The sequence below is a fragment of the Streptomyces sp. NPDC016469 genome, assembly GCF_040632905.1.
Classification (GTDB): Bacteria; Actinomycetota; Actinomycetes; order Streptomycetales; family Streptomycetaceae; genus Streptomyces.
The window spans coordinates 372,992-390,336 of record NZ_JBEYCQ010000001.1; the positions used below are offsets into that span (position 1 = coordinate 372,992).

Annotated in this window: 18 protein-coding genes; 5 read left to right on the forward strand and 13 right to left on the reverse strand. The window is 71.8% G+C overall.

Annotation, left to right across the window (positions count from 1 at the left end):
* Positions 1-61: 61 nt before the first annotated feature.
* The 3 genes from ABZ565_RS01775 to ABZ565_RS01785 are packed head-to-tail and all read right to left on the reverse strand — an operon-like array spanning position 62 to position 719.
* Entirely contained in the window at positions 62-370 is a 309-nt protein-coding gene (locus ABZ565_RS01775; protein WP_361019113.1) for an albusnodin family lasso peptide, read from the reverse strand.
* Positions 367-579, reverse strand: coding sequence for a hypothetical protein (locus ABZ565_RS01780; RefSeq protein WP_361019115.1), 213 nt, complete (start codon positions 577-579; stop codon positions 367-369). The genes ABZ565_RS01775 and ABZ565_RS01780 overlap by 4 nt, the downstream gene beginning before the upstream one ends.
* The gene (locus ABZ565_RS01785) at positions 576-719 is read right to left on the reverse strand and encodes a hypothetical protein (protein WP_361019118.1); all 144 of its coding nucleotides are present in this window, start codon (positions 717-719) and stop codon (positions 576-578) included. The genes ABZ565_RS01780 and ABZ565_RS01785 overlap by 4 nt, the downstream gene beginning before the upstream one ends.
* Positions 720-959: 240 nt before the next feature.
* On the opposite strand from ABZ565_RS01785, the gene ABZ565_RS01790 reads away from it, so the two are divergent.
* Both ABZ565_RS01790 and ABZ565_RS01795 read left to right on the forward strand, forming a co-directional pair.
* Positions 960-2,201, forward strand: a complete 1,242-nt coding sequence (locus ABZ565_RS01790) for a helix-turn-helix transcriptional regulator (protein WP_361019121.1) — start codon at positions 960-962, stop codon at positions 2,199-2,201.
* Entirely contained in the window at positions 2,192-2,704 is a 513-nt protein-coding gene (locus ABZ565_RS01795; protein ID WP_361019124.1) for a GNAT family N-acetyltransferase, read from the forward strand. The genes ABZ565_RS01790 and ABZ565_RS01795 overlap by 10 nt, the downstream gene beginning before the upstream one ends.
* 62 nt (positions 2,705-2,766) lie before the next feature.
* Here the strand turns inward: ABZ565_RS01795 and glnA are convergent, their stop codons facing one another.
* Positions 2,767-4,176: a type I glutamate--ammonia ligase gene (gene glnA / locus ABZ565_RS01800; RefSeq protein ID WP_361019127.1), complete on the reverse strand. Its 1,410-nt coding sequence runs from the start codon at positions 4,174-4,176 to the stop codon at positions 2,767-2,769.
* 285 nt (positions 4,177-4,461) lie between these two features.
* On the opposite strand from glnA, the gene ABZ565_RS01805 reads away from it, so the two are divergent.
* Positions 4,462-4,929 (forward strand): RDD family protein, encoded by a 468-nt coding sequence (locus ABZ565_RS01805; protein ID WP_361019130.1) that lies wholly within the window; start codon positions 4,462-4,464, stop codon positions 4,927-4,929.
* 85 nt (positions 4,930-5,014) lie between these two features.
* Here the strand turns inward: ABZ565_RS01805 and ABZ565_RS01810 are convergent, their stop codons facing one another.
* The 4 genes from ABZ565_RS01810 to lipB all read right to left on the reverse strand — a co-directional run bounded on the left by ABZ565_RS01810 (position 5,015) and on the right by lipB (position 8,115).
* Positions 5,015-5,725, reverse strand: coding sequence for a DUF4191 domain-containing protein (locus ABZ565_RS01810; protein WP_164399984.1), 711 nt, complete (start codon positions 5,723-5,725; stop codon positions 5,015-5,017).
* 10 nt (positions 5,726-5,735) lie between these two features.
* Positions 5,736-5,951: a hypothetical protein gene (locus tag ABZ565_RS01815; RefSeq protein ID WP_361019133.1), complete on the reverse strand. Its 216-nt coding sequence runs from the start codon at positions 5,949-5,951 to the stop codon at positions 5,736-5,738.
* A gap of 256 nt (positions 5,952-6,207) precedes the next feature.
* The gene (gene lipA / locus ABZ565_RS01820; RefSeq protein ID WP_361019301.1) at positions 6,208-7,143 is read right to left on the reverse strand and encodes a lipoyl synthase; all 936 of its coding nucleotides are present in this window, start codon (positions 7,141-7,143) and stop codon (positions 6,208-6,210) included.
* A gap of 159 nt (positions 7,144-7,302) precedes the next feature.
* Entirely contained in the window at positions 7,303-8,115 is an 813-nt protein-coding gene (gene lipB, locus ABZ565_RS01825) for a lipoyl(octanoyl) transferase LipB (RefSeq protein WP_361019136.1), read from the reverse strand.
* Positions 8,116-8,376: 261 nt separating this feature from the next.
* Between lipB and ABZ565_RS01830 the strand changes: the two genes are divergently transcribed.
* Positions 8,377-9,960 carry a regulator gene (locus ABZ565_RS01830; protein ID WP_361019139.1) on the forward strand — a complete coding sequence of 528 codons (1,584 nt, stop codon included), beginning with the start codon at positions 8,377-8,379 and terminating at the stop codon, positions 9,958-9,960.
* An 11-nt stretch (positions 9,961-9,971) separates the two neighbouring features.
* Here ABZ565_RS01830 and ABZ565_RS01835 read toward each other — a convergent pair whose 3' ends face one another.
* Entirely contained in the window at positions 9,972-11,315 is a 1,344-nt protein-coding gene (locus ABZ565_RS01835; RefSeq protein WP_361019141.1) for an NAD(P)/FAD-dependent oxidoreductase, read from the reverse strand.
* Positions 11,316-11,492: 177 nt separating this feature from the next.
* Positions 11,493-12,392 carry a TIGR01777 family oxidoreductase gene (locus ABZ565_RS01840; protein ID WP_361019144.1) on the reverse strand — a complete coding sequence of 300 codons (900 nt, stop codon included), beginning with the start codon at positions 12,390-12,392 and terminating at the stop codon, positions 11,493-11,495.
* A 56-nt stretch (positions 12,393-12,448) separates the two neighbouring features.
* Between ABZ565_RS01840 and ABZ565_RS01845 the strand changes: the two genes are divergently transcribed.
* On the forward strand, positions 12,449-12,985 hold the full coding sequence (locus tag ABZ565_RS01845) for a GNAT family N-acetyltransferase (protein WP_361019146.1): 537 nt from the start codon (positions 12,449-12,451) through the stop codon (positions 12,983-12,985).
* A 9-nt stretch (positions 12,986-12,994) separates the two neighbouring features.
* On the opposite strand, the gene ABZ565_RS01850 is transcribed toward ABZ565_RS01845, so the two are convergent.
* The 3 genes from ABZ565_RS01850 to aceE all read right to left on the reverse strand — a co-directional run bounded on the left by ABZ565_RS01850 (position 12,995) and on the right by aceE (position 17,304).
* Positions 12,995-13,513, reverse strand: coding sequence for a DUF4240 domain-containing protein (locus ABZ565_RS01850; protein ID WP_361019304.1), 519 nt, complete (start codon positions 13,511-13,513; stop codon positions 12,995-12,997).
* Between the two features lie 61 nt (positions 13,514-13,574).
* On the reverse strand, positions 13,575-14,555 hold the full coding sequence (locus tag ABZ565_RS01855; protein ID WP_361019149.1) for a WYL domain-containing protein: 981 nt from the start codon (positions 14,553-14,555) through the stop codon (positions 13,575-13,577).
* A gap of 79 nt (positions 14,556-14,634) precedes the next feature.
* Positions 14,635-17,304 (reverse strand): pyruvate dehydrogenase (acetyl-transferring), homodimeric type, encoded by a 2,670-nt coding sequence (gene aceE / locus ABZ565_RS01860; RefSeq protein ID WP_361019151.1) that lies wholly within the window; start codon positions 17,302-17,304, stop codon positions 14,635-14,637.
* Positions 17,305-17,345: the final 41 nt, after the last annotated feature.

Sequence of the window (17,345 nt, forward strand, 5' to 3'; positions counted from 1 at the left end):
GGTGCGGCGAAGGGGCGCGGCCCCCGCCCGAAGGCCAGGGCCGCGCCCGGTGCGACAGGGGTCAGCAGTTGTACGCGCGGCGCTTGTCCTCCGACTGTCCGCCGCCTTGGCCCTCGGTCAGTTCGGCGACATCGCCGAGGTCGACCGCGACCGACTTCTTCTCGGCGCTGGTGTCGCTGTTCTCGTTGTGGGCGTCGACCATGGTGGTGCTCCTTACGTCGATGTGTGAGTGGTGCCCGGTGGTGCTTCCGCCCCAGGCCGGTGATCCGGCCGGGCGGAAGTCGGTGGGCCATCCGTCGGGCGTACCGGCGGTGGCCGGAAGGAGAGCGGCGGCGACGGCGTGCGCGAGAATCGCCGGTCGCTGTCTCACATGATGAGCTGGAGGTTCTCTGCGGACGTCGTCCACTCGATCCCCGAGGCGGGCCGCACGTGCGCGACGCGGACGATCCGTCCGTTGGCCTTCTCGTGAACGATCGCGGTGAGCTCGCCCTCGCCCCGGTTCGCGATGTCGCGGACCTGCCGGTGCAGCCAGGGGTGGTCGTCCTCGTGGAAGAACGATCCGAGACCGACGGCGGTCATCGCGCGGCCTCCTCTTCGAAAGGGTTGTTGTCCTCGAACCGGGCGAGGAACGCTTCGAAGCCTTCCTGGGCGCGGGCCATCAGGTCGGAGCTAGGGGCGCAGTACTCCGGTTGCTCGTCGGCGGGGAGGGGCGTGGTCATCGCGCACTCCTGCGGGGAGGGTCGGCGCAGCGGGCCGTGCCACGGACAGGGCGTGGTCGCTGCATCGGGGAACCGCCCGGAGCGTCCTTCAATCTCCGGTGCGTGTGACCAGTCAACGACCGCCGGGCGGCTCTGGACAGGAAAGGTCGCCGCCTGGTCGCCCACTGCCAACCGGAAAACTTTGCGTCCGTATTACCCGATGGCTGGCAAGGACGTAGCGGTCCGACTACGTTCTGCCGCATGAGAGCGAACGTCATCCTGAGAGGCCGGATGAGTGAACTCGGCCTGACGCAGGAAGAATTAGCGCGTCGGATGAACATCGCGCTCGATGACCTCGGCGGGAGACCGGGCGATGTGTCCGCGCGGACAGTGCGCAACCTCCTCAACGGCAGCACCCGCAGACCGATCGGTCGCACGTGCGCCGCACTCGAAGCGGTATTCGGCTGCCCTGTCGCGGACCTAGGGTTCGCCCCACCACGCACCGCCGTACAAGCGGAGGACCCAGTGCACCGCCGTACCTTCCTTGTCGCGGCGACCGGGACCGCCGTCGCCGCTGCTGCCTTGCCACGCCTCACGCGGCTGGGACAGCCCGACGCCGACCGGTTTCGCCTGGAGTACACCGAGTTGCTGCGCGGTGACGCGCGACTCGGCGGGGCGGGAAGAATCGAGAACAAGGCCATCGAGCTCGCGGCACGTATCCAGTCGTCGCTCGCCGGCGGCGGCGCCTCGGACCGCGTGCGGCGCCAGATGTACCGGCTCGCCTCCGATGCCACGTGTCTGGCGGCCTTCGCCGCCATCGACGCCAGTGCTCCCCGGCGTGCCCGCTCCCACCTCGACAGGGCCCTGCCTCTGGCGGGCCTGGCGCGTGACGGGGAAGCCATGTACCGCGTTTGGGACCATCTGATGCTCACCTCCAGCCAGCGCGAGAACCACGCCGAGGCGGCGGCCGGCGCCGAGGTCATGAAGCGGTCCTCGACCGCCCGGCGCGACCCGCTGTACGCGTCGCTGGGACACATGCGGCACGCCAACGCCTTGGCCAGGCTGCACCGGCCCACCGAATCCCTGCGCGCCATGAGCCTCGCGGAGAAGGCGTTCGGACGCGCCGGCGACGTGCAACCCTCCGCGTGGATCACGTTCTACGACCGAGCCGAATTCGACGCCTTGTCGTCGTACGTCTGGACCGCGCTCGGGGAGCACGAGCGGGCCGAGTCCTGCCTCCACCGCACCCTTGCGGCGATCCCCGACGGCATGGTCCGCAACAGGGCCCTCTACACGGCGCACCTGTCGCTTGCCCAGGCGAGGCAGAGAGAGGTCGAGCTTGCCGCCGAAACAGGACGCCGCGCGTACGAGATGCTGCTGCCGACGTCCGGGTCGCGGCGTACGACGAAGACGCTCGCTGTCACACGCCAAGTCATCGAGGCCACGGGCACGAAGGCGCCCGAGGCCGCGAGCTGGATCGAGGAGTCGCGGCGATGGATCTGAGAACGCACACGCACGCCGACGCCCAGGACGTGCGCTCCTTGCTCCTGGACATACATGACGAGGTCTACGCGGACGAGCCCAACCCGTTCCACTCGCGCGAGCGGTTCTCGTACTACGTCGACCTGTGGTCCAAGCGCGAGGACTGGCACTGCGTCTCGGGCTGGGAGGACGGCGGAGCGGTCGGGTACGCGTACGGTTCGAGGTTCAAGCCGGGCGGCTGGTGGAAGGGAGCGGACCGGCCCAGGGGCGTGCGCGGCCGCATTTTCGCCCTGTCCGAGCTGATGGTGGTGCCCCGGTGGCAGGGGACCGGCCGGGCGCAGCAGATCCACGACGCACTGATCAGATCCGTCGACGTCGACTTCGTGACCCTCCTGGTCGACGCTACCCACCCGAGGGTGCAAGCCCTGTACGAGAAGTGGGGCTACGAAAAGCGCGACGAGGCCAAGCCTTCCGAAGGCTCCCCGCTGTACGCGGTCATGGTCAGGACCCTGCAGGGGAGTTAGCGAAGAGCTTGGTCACCCTCTGCGGAGGGTGACCAAGCTCTTCGCTGTGGCGCAGCCGCGATTTACAGGTCGAAGTACAGCTCGAACTCGTGCGGGTGCGGGCGCAGCTGGATCGGGGCGATCTCGTGGGTGCGCTTGTAGTCGATCCACGTCTCGATCAGGTCGGACGTGAAGACGCCGCCGGCCTGGAGGTACTCGTTGTCGGCCTCGAGGGCGTCCAGGACGGCCGGGAGGGACGTCGGGACCTGCTGGACGTTGGCGTGCTCCTCGGGGGCCAGCTCGTACAGGTCCTTGTCGATCGGCTCGGCCGGCTCGATCTTGTTCTTGATGCCGTCCAGGCCGGCCATCAGGAGCGCGGAGAAGGCCAGGTACGGGTTGGACGACGGGTCCGGGGCGCGGAACTCGACGCGCTTCGCCTTCGGGTTGGAGCCCGTGATCGGGATGCGCATCGCGGCGGAGCGGTTGCGCTGCGAGTACACCATGTTGACCGGGGCCTCGAAGCCCGGGACCAGGCGGTGGTAGGAGTTCACCGTCGGGTTGGTGAAGGCCAGCAGCGACGGGGCGTGCTTGAGGATGCCGCCGATGTAGTAGCGCGCCATGTCCGACAGGCCCGCGTAGCCCTGCTCGTCGTAGAACAGCGGGTCGCCGCCGGACCACAGGGACTGGTGGACGTGCATGCCCGAGCCGTTGTCGCCGAAGATCGGCTTCGGCATGAAGGTCGCGGTCTTGCCGTTGCGCCAGGCGACGTTCTTCACGATGTACTTGAAGAGCATCAGGTCGTCGGCCGCGGCGAGCAGCGTGTTGAACTTGTAGTTGATCTCCGCCTGGCCGCCGGTGCCGACCTCGTGGTGCTGGCGCTCGATCTGCAGGCCGCTGTTCTGCAGCTCCAGGGACATCTCGGCGCGCAGGTCCGCGAAGTGGTCGACCGGGGAGACCGGGAAGTAGCCGCCCTTGTAGCGGACCTTGTAACCGCGGTTGTTCTCGACCGCACCGGTGTTCCAGGCGCCGGCCTCGGAGTCGATGTGGTAGAAGCTCTCGTTCGCCGACGTCTGGAAGCGGACGTTGTCGAACACGTAGAACTCGGCCTCGGGACCGAAGTACGCGGTGTCGGCGAAGCCGGTCGAGGCGAGGTACGCCTCCGCCTTCTTGGCCACGTTGCGCGGGTCACGGCTGTACTGCTCGCCGGTGATCGGGTCGTGGATGAAGAAGTTGATGTTGACGGTCTTGTCACGGCGGAAGGGGTCGACCCGGGCGGTCGACAGGTCCGCGCGGAGCGCCATGTCGGACTCGTGGATGGCCTGGAAGCCGCGGATCGACGAGCCGTCGAAGGCAAGCTCGTCGGCCGGGTTGAAGGTCGCCGCCGGCACGGTGACGTGCTGCATCACACCGGGCAGGTCGCAGAACCGGACATCGATGAACTTGACGTCGTTGTCGGCGATGAACTTCTTCGCGTCGTCGGCGTTCTGGAACATCCAACTCCTCCTACTCCCGGCCCGGGAGGGACGGGGTTGCAGCTCGTTGTGTGACCAGTGCGGTGGCACACGCTGGACCCGACCATAGGCAGACCGGATTTCTCAAGCATGACCCATTTGTTTCGCCGAAGTTAACCGGCGCGGCTGCGGGGAGCGGTCGTACCGGCCTCGGACACCCTCCCTGGCGCGGCCTTACGGGCCTGCGGGCCGTTTCAAACGGGCGTCCGAGGAATGGGACGGCACCCGCGGGGGAAGGCGCGCGGCCGGGCGCAGTACCGTGTTCGGGTGGACAATAGGCAAGCAATCGGATCGTGGCTCTCCGGGCCGCGCGCGGCCGCCGAGGACATGGGCGCGGACTTCGGCTACCGGGGCAAGCGGCTCGGCCTCCCCGAGCAGGGCCCCGGGGCCATCGCCCCGCTCGGCCGGCGCTTCGGGGCCCTCTTCATCGACTGGGCCCTGTGCCTGCTGATCGCATACGGACTGTTCGCTCGCGGTGACCAGCAGGCGTCCGGGAACTGGGCGCTCGGCATCTTCCTCGTGATGAGCGTGCTCACCGTCGGCACGATCGGCTGCACCCCCGGCAAGCGCCTCGTGGGCACCCGGGTCGTCGCCGAGGACGGCGGCCGCCTCGGCCTCGTCCGGGTCCTCGTCCGCAGCGTCCTGCTCTGCCTCGCGATCCCGGCGCTCGTCTGGGACCGCGACGGCCGCGGCCTCCACGACCGCCTGGCCCGCGCGGTCCAGATCCGCGTCTGAGGCGTAGGAAGCGTAAGAAACGCGAAAAAGGGCGGGCTGTGAACCTTCGTGGTTCACAGCCCGCCCTCTCGGGTTTCCGGACGCGTCAGCGCATCTTGCCGCCGCGAGGCATCCGCGTGCCTTTCGGCATGGGGCCCTTCGGCAAGGGCATGTTGCTCATCAGGTCCCCCATCGCGCGGAGCCGGTCGTTGGCGGCCGTCACCTGGGGGCCGGTCAGGACGCGGGGCATCTTCAGCATCTTGGTGCGGACCTTCTTCAGGGGCACCTGGCCCTCACCGTTGCCGACGATGATGTCGTGGACGGGGACGTCCACCACGATGCGGGCCATCTTCTTCTTCTCGGCCGCGAGCAGGCTCTTCACCCGGTTCGGGTTGCCCTCGGCGACCAGCACGATGCCCGCCTTGCCCACGGCGCGGTGCACGACGTCCTGGCTGCGGTTCATCGCGACCGCCGGGGTCGTCGTCCAGCCGCGGCCCACGCGGTCCAGCACCGCCGCCGCGGCGCCCGGCTGGCCCTCCATCTGTCCGAAGGCGGCGCGCTCGGCGCGGCGTCCGAAGATGATCGCCATCGCGAGGAGCGCGAGCACGAAGCCCAGGATGCCCAGGTAGATCGGGTGATCGATCAGAAAACCGATCGCGAGGATGACACCGAAGGTGACGATTCCCACACCCGCGACCACAAGACCGATCTTGGAGTCGGTCCGCTTGGTCATCTTGTAGGTCAGAGCGATCTGCTTGAGCCGCCCCGCGTTCTCGGCGCTGTCCGCGCCTTCAGTGGTGTTTGCCTTCCTCGCCATGCAATGAAGTTTACGTGGCCTTCGAACGACGGGCGCCCACGGCCTCCCGTTCCGGCACGTAGCCGGACTCGGCCCGGTCCTTCGCCCGGCGGCGGTCCTCCAGGACGGCCGTCCAGGCGTTGCGGCGGGCGGTGCGCTGGCCGCCACTGAGCAGCAGCGACTCCACGGCGCGGAGGGTGTTGGTGACGGTCGGGATGACGGTGGCGCGTACCGGCGCGGCCTGCATCGTGGCAAGTCCCCTCGGAAACGATGTACGTGTGCTGCGCGGACTGGAGACGGGGCGCGGGAACGGCGGTGGCGGTGTGCTTCACCGCGCCGCGCGTGCATCCAGCGTCACCGTTCGGTGTTACCAGCGCGTGACCGGTCGGTCAAACACCAATGAAACCTTGATACGGGTTCCGCGCACGCCGACGCGGTCCGTCCGCGCCCCGGGCCTCTCGGACCTGCGGGGACGGGACGGACCGCGTCGGGCGGTCAACGGATTACGCGGACGGCACCGGGGCCTGGGCCTCGCGCCGGTCCATCGCCTGCTGGAAGAGGCGGCCCGCGCGGTACGAGGAGCGGACGAGCGGCCCGGACATGACGCCCGAGTACCCGATCGCGTCGGCCTCGTCCTTGAGCTCCACGAACTCGTGGGGCTTCACCCAGCGCTCGACCGGGTGGTGGCGCACCGAGGGCCGCAGGTACTGCGTGATCGTGATGAGCTCGCAGCCCGCGTCGTACAGGTCCTGGAGCGCCTCGCTGACCTCTTCGCGGGTCTCGCCCATGCCGAGGATCAGGTTCGACTTGGTTACCAGGCCGGCCTCACGGGCGCGGGTGATGACCTCCAGGGACCGCTCGTAGCGGAAGCCCGGGCGGATGCGCTTGAAGATGCGCGGCACCGTCTCCACGTTGTGCGCGAGCACCTCGGGGCGCGAGGAGAAGACCTCGGCGAGCTGCTCGGGCTCGGCGTTGAAGTCGGGGATCAGCAGCTCGACCTTGGTGCGGCCGGCCTCCCGGTCCGCGGTCAGCGCGTGGATCTGGCGCACGGTCTCCGCGTACAGCCAGGCGCCGCCGTCCTCCAGGTCGTCGCGGGCGACGCCGGTGATGGTGGCGTAGTTCAGGTCCATCGTGACGACGGACTCGCCGACGCGGCGGGGTTCGTCCCGGTCCAGCGCCTGCGGCTTGCCCGTGTCGATCTGGCAGAAGTCACAGCGCCGGGTGCACTGGTCGCCGCCGATGAGGAACGTGGCCTCGCGGTCCTCCCAGCACTCGAAGATGTTGGGGCAGCCGGCCTCCTGGCACACCGTGTGCAGGCCCTCGCTCTTGACGAGTTTCTGCAGCTGGTTGTACTCGGGGCCCATCTTCGCCCGGGTCTTGATCCACTCGGGCTTGCGCTCGATGGGGGTCTGGCTGTTCCGGACCTCAAGGCGCAGCATCTTGCGCCCGTCGGGTGCGACAGACACTCCGGCACTCCCCTTTGCTTTCACTGCATTGGATTCTTCGGCGAACACCAGGGTACGCCCGTGGTTCATTCGGTTGTACGTCTGCCCAACCTGGGGCAGGCGGGGCCTATTCCCGGAAGCGTGTTCCGTGGGTCACGCCGTGGCCATGGTGTCGCCGGCGCGTTCGATCGTACGGGGGGCGAGCTCGGCGTTCTCCAGGATGTCCCGGAGGTGCTTCTCGACGACCGGCAGGACCTCTTCGATGGTGATGTCGCGGCCCAGTTCGTAGCTGAGCGAGGTGACGCCGGCGTCCCGGATGCCGCAGGGCACGATGCGGTCGAACCAGGTGTTGTCGGGGTTCACGTTGAACGAGAAGCCGTGCATGGTGACGCCCTTGGCCACGCGGATGCCGATCGCGGCGAGTTTGCGGTCCTCGCGGCGCTGTCCGGCGTTGGAGGGGGCGTACTCGGGACCGTTGAGCCGGGCGTCGAACTCGTCGTCCGCCAGGCGCGGGTCGAAGTCGAGGGTGAGGCCGCCGAGGGCGGGGCGCTGCTCGACCGGGTCGCCCAGGACCCAGACGCCGCTGCGGCCCTCGACCCGGCTGGTCTCGACGCCGAACTCGGCGGCGGTGCGGATCAGCGCCTCCTCCAGGCGGCGCACATGGGCGACGACGTCCACGGGGCGGGGGAGCTTCTGAATCGGGTAGCCGACGAGCTGGCCGGGGCCGTGCCAGGTGATCTTGCCGCCGCGGTCCACGTCGATGACGGGGGTGCCGTCGAGGGGGCGCTCGCTGTCCTCCGTGCGCCTGCCCGCGGTGTAGACGGGCGGGTGTTCCAGGAGCAGGCAGGTGTCCGGGACGGTGTCCTCGAACCGTGCCGCGTGCACCTCGCGCTGCTTCTGCCACGCCTCGCGGTAGTCGACGGCGTTCTCGCCGAATCCCATACGGACGAACCGGAGCTCAGTCACGGCAGCAGCCTCTCTTCTCGCGGTGCCGTGGCCCGGAGGGTTTCCCCGGTACCGCGTCACCCTGCACGAATCGCGCCCCGGCCACTGTACGACCGGCGTCGGCGCATGAGCCGGGCAGGTCTTCCCGTCAGCGCCGCCCACAATCCTCACACGATCGGATGAATGTGGAGCGAAGGGTGCTGAGGCCGCCCCGCAGACAGTTAAATTCGCGCCGTTCGTCAGAGGGCTGCCCGGCCCCGAAGGCAGGAGACCCTACAGCTGATGTCCGAACGACCTCCGCAGCGCACGCCCAACCGCCGGCTCGCCTCGCTCATCACCGAGGCCGGGTTCTCCAACGCCGGCCTCGCCCGCCGGGTGGACCAGCTCGGCCTCGAACACGGACTCGACCTGCGGTACGACAAGACCTCCGTGACCCGCTGGCTGCGCGGCCAGCAGCCCCGGGGGACCACCCCCGCGCTGATCGCCGAGGTCTTCACCCGGCGCCTCGGCCGCCGGCTCTCCGCGCAGGACCTCGGGCTCGACGCCTGCGCCCCGGTCTACGCGGGCCTGGAGTTCGCCGCCACGCCCGCCGAGGCGGTCGACATCGTCAGCGGACTCTGGCGCAAGGACTCCGGCAGCCACACCGAGCTGCGGAAGATCGCGTTCACCCCGGCCGGTCTCGTCGTGCCCAGCCGGGACTGGCTGATCGGCCGGGCCGACGAGTGGGTCGGCCGTCCGGCGCCCGGCGGGGCCGCCAGGGCCGGAGCGGCACGGGCGGCCGGCGCCCAGTCGCCCGCCGCCGGAGCCCTGACCGCCGTGCCCGAACAGGCCGGGCGGCACAGCGTGCGGGGGCCGGTGCCGTCGCGGCCCGGCGGGGTGCCCGCACCGCCCGGCGCCCCGGCCGGCGGCGCGACGGCCGGCCCGGGGGTGCCCCGGCAGCGGCAGACCGAGCGGGGCTCGGGACTGCGGGTCGGCGAGGGGGACGTCGCGGCGCTGCGTTCGGTGGCCGAGCTCTTCCGTACGCTCGACCACGCCTACGGCGGCGGGCACGCCCGGCAGGCCCTCGTGCGGTACCTGGAGCACGAGACGGAGCCGATGCTGCGCGGCACGTACGGGGAGGCGACCGGCCGGAGGCTGTTCGCGGCCGCCGCCGACCTGACCAGGCTGGCCGGCTGGACCTCGTTCGACATCGCGGCGCACGGTCTCGCGCAGCGCTATTTCGTCCAGGCCCTCCGGCTCTCCCAGGCGGCGGGCGACCGGGCGTACGGCAGCTATGTGCTGATCACCATGAGCCGCCAGGCGGTCTATCTCGCCCACGGCCGGGAAGCGGTCCAGCTGGCCCGGGTGGCGCAGCAGGGCATCGGCTCGGCCGCGCCCCACACCGTCATGGCCATGCTGCACGCGGTGGAGGCGCGCGGGCACGCGGTGCTCGGGGACTCCAAGGCGTGCACGGCCTCGCTCGCCCGGGCGGAACGCGCGCTGGAGGCGGCCCGCCCCGGTGACGAGGTGCCGCACTGGGCGCGCCACTTCGACGAGGCGCAGCTCGCCGACGAGTTCGGGCACTGCCACCGCGACCTCCAGCAGTACCGGTCCGCCGCGCAGTACGCGGAGCGCGCGCTCCAGCTGCGCGCCCCCGCGTACGCCCGCAGCAGGCTGTTCTGCCGGGTGGTGCTGGCATCCGCCCGGCTGGGCCTGGGGGAGCTGGACCAGGCGTGCCGGCTGGGCGCGGAGGCCGCCCAGCAGGCCGCCGAGATGCGCTCGGTGCGGGCCACGGAGTACGTGCGGGACTTCGAACGGCGGCTGGAGCCCTACCGGGACGCCGCCGCCGTGCGCGGCTACCGGGAGCGGGTCGCCGCGCTGGGCTGAGCGACCCCGCTTCAGGCCGCCTCGGGAAGTGCGGTGTCCCCGGCGGCCGGGTGTACGCCGAGGTCGTGGAGGATCGACGCGGCGGCGCGGGCGCCCGAGGCCAGGGCTCCCTGGACGGTGCCGGTGTCGCGGTGGTCGCCGCACACGTAGAGGCCGGCGAGGAGCCGGACCGGGCGGCTCGGGTCGTGCGGGGCGGGCATCGCGGGGACGGCCTCGGGGTCGTGGTGGGCGGCCAGCAGCTCCCAGTCGTCGGTGGGCACGCCGTGGAGCGCGGCGAGGTGGGCGCGGACCGTGCGGTCGAGGTCGTCGGGCGGGGTGCCGAGGACCGTGGAGCTGATCAGGGTCCGGCCGTGCGGGGCGCGCACCGGGTCGACCTCGCTCATCACGGCGGTGTGGGAGACGGGGCCCGACCGGTCGGCGTCCAGGAGGAGCGAGGCGCCGGTGGGCGGGGGAGCGGGCGCGGTGTGGTGGAGCACCGTCACGGGGTGGAAGGACGGCAGGCGCAGGCCGGGCAGCAGCTCGGCGGCGGCGCTCGCTCCGGTGGCCACGAGCAGGGAGCGGCAGCCCAGCTCGCCGTGCTCCTTGGTGCGTACGGAGGTGATGTCGGCGGAGGTGACGTGCACCCCGGTGCGTACGGTGCCCGGCGGCAGGGAAGCGGCGAGGAGCGCCGGCAGCGTACCCGCCCCTCCCTCGGGCACACACAGCCGTCCGCTCGCGTACGTCCGCAGAGCGAGGTCGGCGCACCGGCTGGACGTGGTGAGGTCCGGATCGCTGAGCAGCGCGGTGAGCAGCGGGCGTACGAAGCCGTTGAGCGTACGGGAGGAGAGCCGGCCGGCCAGCGCGTCGAGCGCGGCGCGTTCGGGCCGGGCGAGGATGCGGGCCGGCGGGGTGGCGGCGAGGCGGGTCAGGGCCACGCCGAGCCGGGCGTGGTCGATCGCGCCGCCCATGGCCCCGGTGAGGGCGCCCGCGCGCGGCGGCCGGGGAGCGTGCGCGAGGGCGCGCGCCGCCTTGAGCGCGCCCCGTGCGCCGCGTGCGCCCGGCACGCGGCGGGTCTCGCCGGTCCGCTGGCGGCGGCCCTCGCTGTGCACGAGGACCCCGTGATCGAACGTGCGCAGGACGAGTCCGTCGAGCCCCGGTGTGGTGCGGAGCTCCGGATACGCGGTGTTGAGCAGCGGGCCGACGCGGTCGAGACGGAACCCGTCCACCTCGTCCGTGGCCATCCGGCCGCCGACGCCGGGGCCGGCCTCCAGGACGCTGACGCTGACCCCGGCGCTGGTCAGTCGGTGGGCCGCCGACAGGCCGGCGATCCCGGCCCCGATGATGACGACGTCCGCGTGGTGTGCCGTGCTGAGCACGTGCCCTCCCCGGTTCGACGCGAGTGGTGGGGGGCTCATGCCCTCAACCGCCCACCGGAATGCGTGAGTTCGTCAGGAGGCTAGGAGAGTGGCCCGATCCTGCGCAGTCGCGCGCGGACCGGTGCACCGATGCACGGGGTCGCACGCCCGTCCGAAATACCGGGCCGGTCCGGACGGTCAGCGCAGGGCGGCGCGGATGGCGGCGTCGACGGAGGGGAAGGCGAACGAGAAGCCGGAGTCCAGCAGCCGCGCGGGCAGCACCCGCTGACTGCCCAGCACATCCCCGGCGAACTCGCCCAGCGCGAGCCGCAGGGCCGGCGCGGGCGCCGTGAAGAGGGTCGGCCGCCGCAGCACCCGGCCCATCGCGGCGGTCACCTCGGCATTGGTGACGGGCGTCGGGGCGGTCAGGTTCACCGGCCCGGACAGCTCCGGGGTGTCCAGGACGTGCCGCAGCGCCGCGATGTGGTCGTGCAGCGCGATGAAGCTCCAGTACTGCCGCCCGTCGCCCATCCGGCCGCCGAGCCCCGCCCGGAACAGCGGGAAGAGCCGCCCCCAGGCACCCCCTTCCCGGGCGACCACCAGGCCGGTGCGGGCGTGCACCGTACGCACCCCCGCCTCCTCGGCCGCCGCCGTGGCCTCCTCCCACTCCACGCAGACCGACGGCAGGAACCCGTCCCCGGGCGGCGCCTCCTCGTCGACCGGGCGGTCGCCGGTGTCCCCGTAGAAGCCGATCGCGGAGCCGGACAGCAGTACGGCGGGCGGGGTGTCGAGCGAGGCGACGGCGTCCGCGATCGCGGCGGTGCCCAGCACCCGGCTGTCCCGGATCTCCTTCTTGTACGCCTCGGTCCAGCGGTGGTCGCCGACCCCCGCCCCGGCGAGGTGGACGACCGCGTCGCAGCCCACGAGCCCGGCCACGTCCACGTGTCCCCGCTTCGGGTCCCACTCCACCTCGTCGCCGTCCCGCGCCGGGTGGCGCACCAAGCGGACCACCTCGTGTCCGTCGGCCCGCAACGAGCGCACCAGCGCCGCTCCGATGAGTCCGGTCGATCCGCTGACGGCGATACGGGAGTGCGGCATGGCGTCCATCCTGCCCCACCGGAGCCGCCGTACACGGCCGTGGCACAGTGGCGGCCATGACCGAATCCACCGCATCCGCAACCCCCGCCGCGCCCGTGGTCCGCCGCGCCGTTCTCGCGGACGAGCCCGCGCTCGTGGAACTGGACCGCACCACCTGGTCGACGCTGCACGCGGTGCAGCCGCGCCCGCAGCCTCCGTACGCGCCGTTCTTCGACGAGCGGACCACGCCCCGGGACATCCTGGTGGCGGAGGCGGTGAACGAGGCGGGGGAGCGGGTGCCGGCCGGCTACATACGCGTCGTGTCGCCGAGCCCACTCGCCTGCCACACGCACGTCCGGCAGATCCAGGGCCTCGCCGTGGCCCACTGGGCGCGCGGCCGGGGCGTCGGACGCGCCCTGGTCCGCGCGGCCTGCGCGGCGGCACGCGGGGAGGGGGCGAACCGGATCACCCTGCGGGTCCTCGGCCACAACGCCCCCGCCCGCGCGCTGTACGAGGCGGAGGGCTTCACCGTCGAGGGCGTGCTGCGGGGCGAGTTCTTCCTGAGCGGGAGTTACGTGGACGACGTGATGATGGCCCGCCCGCTCACCCCGTGACGGGCGCGCTCAGCCGCCGAACCGCTCCCAGAGCGCGGGCAGCCGGGCCGCCAGGGCCGCGTCGTCGTCCGGGTCGAGCGGCGTGCCCTCCGGCTCGTCCGCCTGCGGGGGCAGGCCGAGGTCGGGCGCGACCACGCCGGTGAGCTGTTCGTACGCCTCGTCGGCCGCGTACCCCAGCTCCTCGCCGTCGCCGTCCAGCTCCTCGTCGAAGGAGTCCAGCAGTTCGGCCAGGGCGTCCGGGTCGTGGACGGCGCCCTCGAAGACCTCCCGGCCCCGGCCGATCAGCCAGCAGCGGAAGTAGTCGAAGGCGTCGTCGTCCGCGCCGCCGAGCAGGAGGGCGGCGGCGCCCCACAGGTCCCAGCGGTAGGCCCGGTTGAAACGGGCCTCGAAGTGCCGGGCGAAGTCCAGCACCGCTTCGGGGTCGCGCAGCACCAGCTGTTCGACCAGCAGGTCGGCATGGTCCTCGGGGTCGCCGTCGGCGGCCTCGCGCGTGCTGTCGATCAGCTCCCAGAACCCGGTCTCGTCCATCACGGGTCCAGCATCTGCCCTGAGGGCGGCCGACGCACGCCCAGACATCTGAACGAAGCCGTCAGGGCGTGCCCCCGTAGAGCGCGTGCAGCCGGGCGGCCGCCGCCCGGAACCTCTCCCGCAGCCCGGCCGGGGCCAGCACCTCCAACTCCGGTCCGAGGCCCAGCAGCTGGCCGTAGGCGACGTCCAGGGACTCGACCGCCAGGGTGACCGTGACCCGGCCGTCCGCGCCGGGCGGCCCGGCCGCCTCCAGCGCCTCCGTGGCGGCGGCCCGGTCCACGAGATGCGGCAGCCGGTGCGCGGCCGCCTCCGAGAGCCGCAGCGTCACCTCCGTACGCAGCAGGGAGCGGGCGAACGCGGCGGACCGCTCTTCCCAGAACGCGGGCAGGTCGAAACCCTCGTCCCTGACGAAAGGGGTGGCCGAAACGGTGGCGGCGGTGAACCGGTCGATGCGGTACACCCGCGTGTCGTCGCCCGCGCGGGCGCAGAGGTACCAGACGCCCGCTTTCAGGACGAGCCCGTACGGGGCCAGCTCCCGTTCGACGTCGGTGTCCCGGCCCGCCCGCCGGTACCGGGCGAGGAGCAGCCGGTCGCGCCACACCGCCTCGGCCACGGCGGGCAGCAGCTCCGGGGTGACCGGCTCCTGGTACCAGCCGGGCGCGTCCAGGTGGAAGCGCCGTCCCGCCCCCGCCGGGGCGTCCCGCAGCGCGGGTGTCAGGGCCGCCGACACCTTCAGGCGGGCGGCCGAGGCGGCGTCCGCGAGCCCCATCTCGCGCAGGGCCGAGGGCAGCCCGGACAGGAACAGCGCCTCCGCCTCGTCGCGGGCGAGGCCGGTCAGCCCGGTGCGGTAGCCGCCGACGAGCCGGTAGCCGCCGGCCCGGCCGCGCTCCGCGTAGACCGGGACACCGGCCTCGGAGAGGGCCTGGGCGTCGCGGGTGACGGTCCGCTCGGACACCTCCAGCTCCCGGGACAGCTCGGCGGCGGTCATGCCGGGGCGGGCCTGGAGGAGCAGCACCATTCGGATCAGCCGGGCAGCACGCATGCGGCCATTGTGAACGGAAGACAGGCCCGTCCGGCGATCGAGGACAAGGCCTCGAAGCCGGACGGGCCTGATCAGGCTGTCAGAGACCGTACCGGTCCCGCGCCTCCTTGACGGCAGTCGCCGGCACCTCGCCGCGCCGGGCCAGCTGGGCCAGGGTCGCGACCACGACGGACGGGGCGTCGACGCCGAAGTGGCGGCGGGCCGCGTCACGCGTGTCGGAGAGACCGAAGCCGTCCGTGCCGAGCGAGGTCCAGTCCTGCTCGACCCACTGGCTGATCTGGTCCGGGACCCCGCGCATCCAGTCGCTGACCGCGACGACCGGGCCCGGAGCGCCCTCCAGCACCTGCGTCACGTACGGCACCCGCTGCTCGCCGCGGAGCAGCGCCTCGTCGCACTCCAGCGCCTCGCGGCGCAGCTCGCCCCAGGAGGTCGCGGACCAGACGTCGGCCGTGACACCCCAGTCGGCGGCGAGGAGCTCCTGGGCCTCCAGGGCCCAGTGGATCGCCGTGCCGGAGGCGAGCAGCTGGGCGCGCGGCGCCTCCGCCGTGGCGGGCGTGCCCTCCTTGAAGCGGTACAGGCCCTTGACGATGCCCTCCTCGACGCCTTCCGGCATCGCGGGCTGCGGCTTCGGCTCGTTGTAGACCGTCAGGTAGTAGAAGACGTCCTCGGCGTCGGGGCCGTACATCCGGCGCAGACCGTCCTTGACGATCACCGCGATCTCGTACGCGAACGCCGGGTCGTAGTTGAGCGACGCCGGGTTCGTGGCGGCGATCAGGTGCGAGTGGCCGTCCGCGTGCTGGAGGCCCTCGCCCGTCAGGGTCGTACGGCCGGCGGTGGCGCCGACGATGAAGCCCTTGCCGAGCTGGTCGGCGAGCTGCCAGAACTGGTCGCCCGTCCGCTGCCAGCCGAACATCGAGTAGAAGATGTAGAACGGGATCATCGTCTCGCCGTGCGTCGCGTACGACGTCGAGGCGGCGATGAAGTCGGCCATGGCACCGGCCTCGGTGATCCCCTCGTTGAGGATCTGGCCGTCCTTGGCCTCCTTGTAGTACATCAGCTGGTCGCGGTCGACCGGCTCGTACGTCTGGCCCAGCGGCGAGTAGATGCCGGCCGAGGGGAACAGCGACTCCATGCCGAAGGTGCGGGCCTCGTCCGGGACGATCGGCACCCAGCGCTTACCGGTCTGCTTGTCCCGCATCAGGTCCTTGACCAGGCGGACGAAGGCCATGGTGGTGGCCATCTCCTGCTTGCCGGAGCCCTTCTTGAGCGCGGCGAACGCGCGCTCCTCGGGCTGCGGCAGCGCCACCGCGTGCACCCGGCGGGCCGGGGCGGGGCCGCCGAGGGCGGCGCGGCGCTCCTGGAGGTAGCGGACCTCGGGGGAGTCGGCGCCCGGGTGGCCGTAGGGCACCAGGCCGTCGGCGAAGGCGCTGTCCGGGATCGGGAGGCCGAGCAGCTCGCGCATGCCCTTGAACTCGTCGATCGTCAGCTTCTTCATCTGGTGGTTGGCGTTCTTGGACTCGAAGCCCTTGCCGAGCGTGTAGCCCTTCACCGTCTGGGCGAGGATCACGGTCGGCGCGCCCTTGTGCTCGACGGCCGCACGGTAGGCCGCGTACACCTTGCGGGCCTCGTGGCCGCCGCGCGAGGTGTAGAAACACTCGGCGATCTTCGCGTCGGTGAGCAGTTTCGCCAGCTCGGCGAGGGCGGGCTCGGCGCCGAAGAAGTGCTCGCGGATGTACGCGACGTCACGGGTGGCGTACGTCTGGAACTGCGCGTCCGGGACCTCGCGGAGGCGGCGCACCAGCGCGCCCGTGGTGTCGAGCTGGAACAGCTCGTCCCAGGCGTTGCCCCAGAGCGTCTTGATGACGTTCCAGCCGGCGCCGCGGAAGGCGCCCTCCAGCTCCTGCACGACGCGGAAGTTGGCGCGGACCGGACCGTCGAGGCGCTGCAGGTTGCAGTTGATGACGAAGGTCAGGTTGTCGAGCTTCTCGCGGGCCGCCAGCGCGAGGGCGGCGGTCGACTCGGGCTCGTCCATCTCGCCGTCGCCCAGGAAGGCCCAGACGTGCGAGTTCGACGTGTCCTTGATGTTGCGGTTGGCGAGGTAGCGGTTGAAGCGCGCCTGGTAGATCGCCGAGAGCGGGCCGAGGCCCATGGAGACCGTGGGGAACTCCCACAGCCAGGGCAGCCGCCGCGGGTGCGGGTAGGACGGCAGGCCGTTGCCGCCCGCCTCCTGGCGGAAGTTGTCGAGCTGCTGCTCGCTGAGCCGGCCGTCGAGGAAGGCGCGGGCGTAGATGCCGGGGGAGGCGTGGCCCTGCACGTACAGCTGGTCGCCGGAGCCGTCCCCCTCCTTGCCGCGGAAGAAGTGGTTGAAGCCGGTCTCGTACAGCCAGGCCGCCGAGGCGAAGGTGGCGATGTGGCCGCCGACGCCGAAGCGCGCGCCACGGGTGACCATCGCGGCCGCGTTCCAGCGGTTCCACGCGGTGATCTTCGACTCCATCTCCAGGTCACCGGCGAAGTCGGGCTCCGCGGCGGTCGGGATGGAGTTGACGTAGTCGGTCTCCAGCAGCTTGGGCAGCGCGAGACCGGCGCCCTCGGCATGCTGGAGCGAGCGCCGCATCAGGTACGCGGCACGGTGCGGGCCCGCGGCCTTGGTGACGGCATCCAGGGAGGCCGCCCATTCAGCGGTCTCCTCCGGGTCGCGGTCCGGGAGCTGGTCGAGCTCGCTCGGAAGCTTTCCTACGGGGTCGGTCATGATCGCCGCCTTCCGGTGAGGAGGGGGGTGGAGAAAGTCCC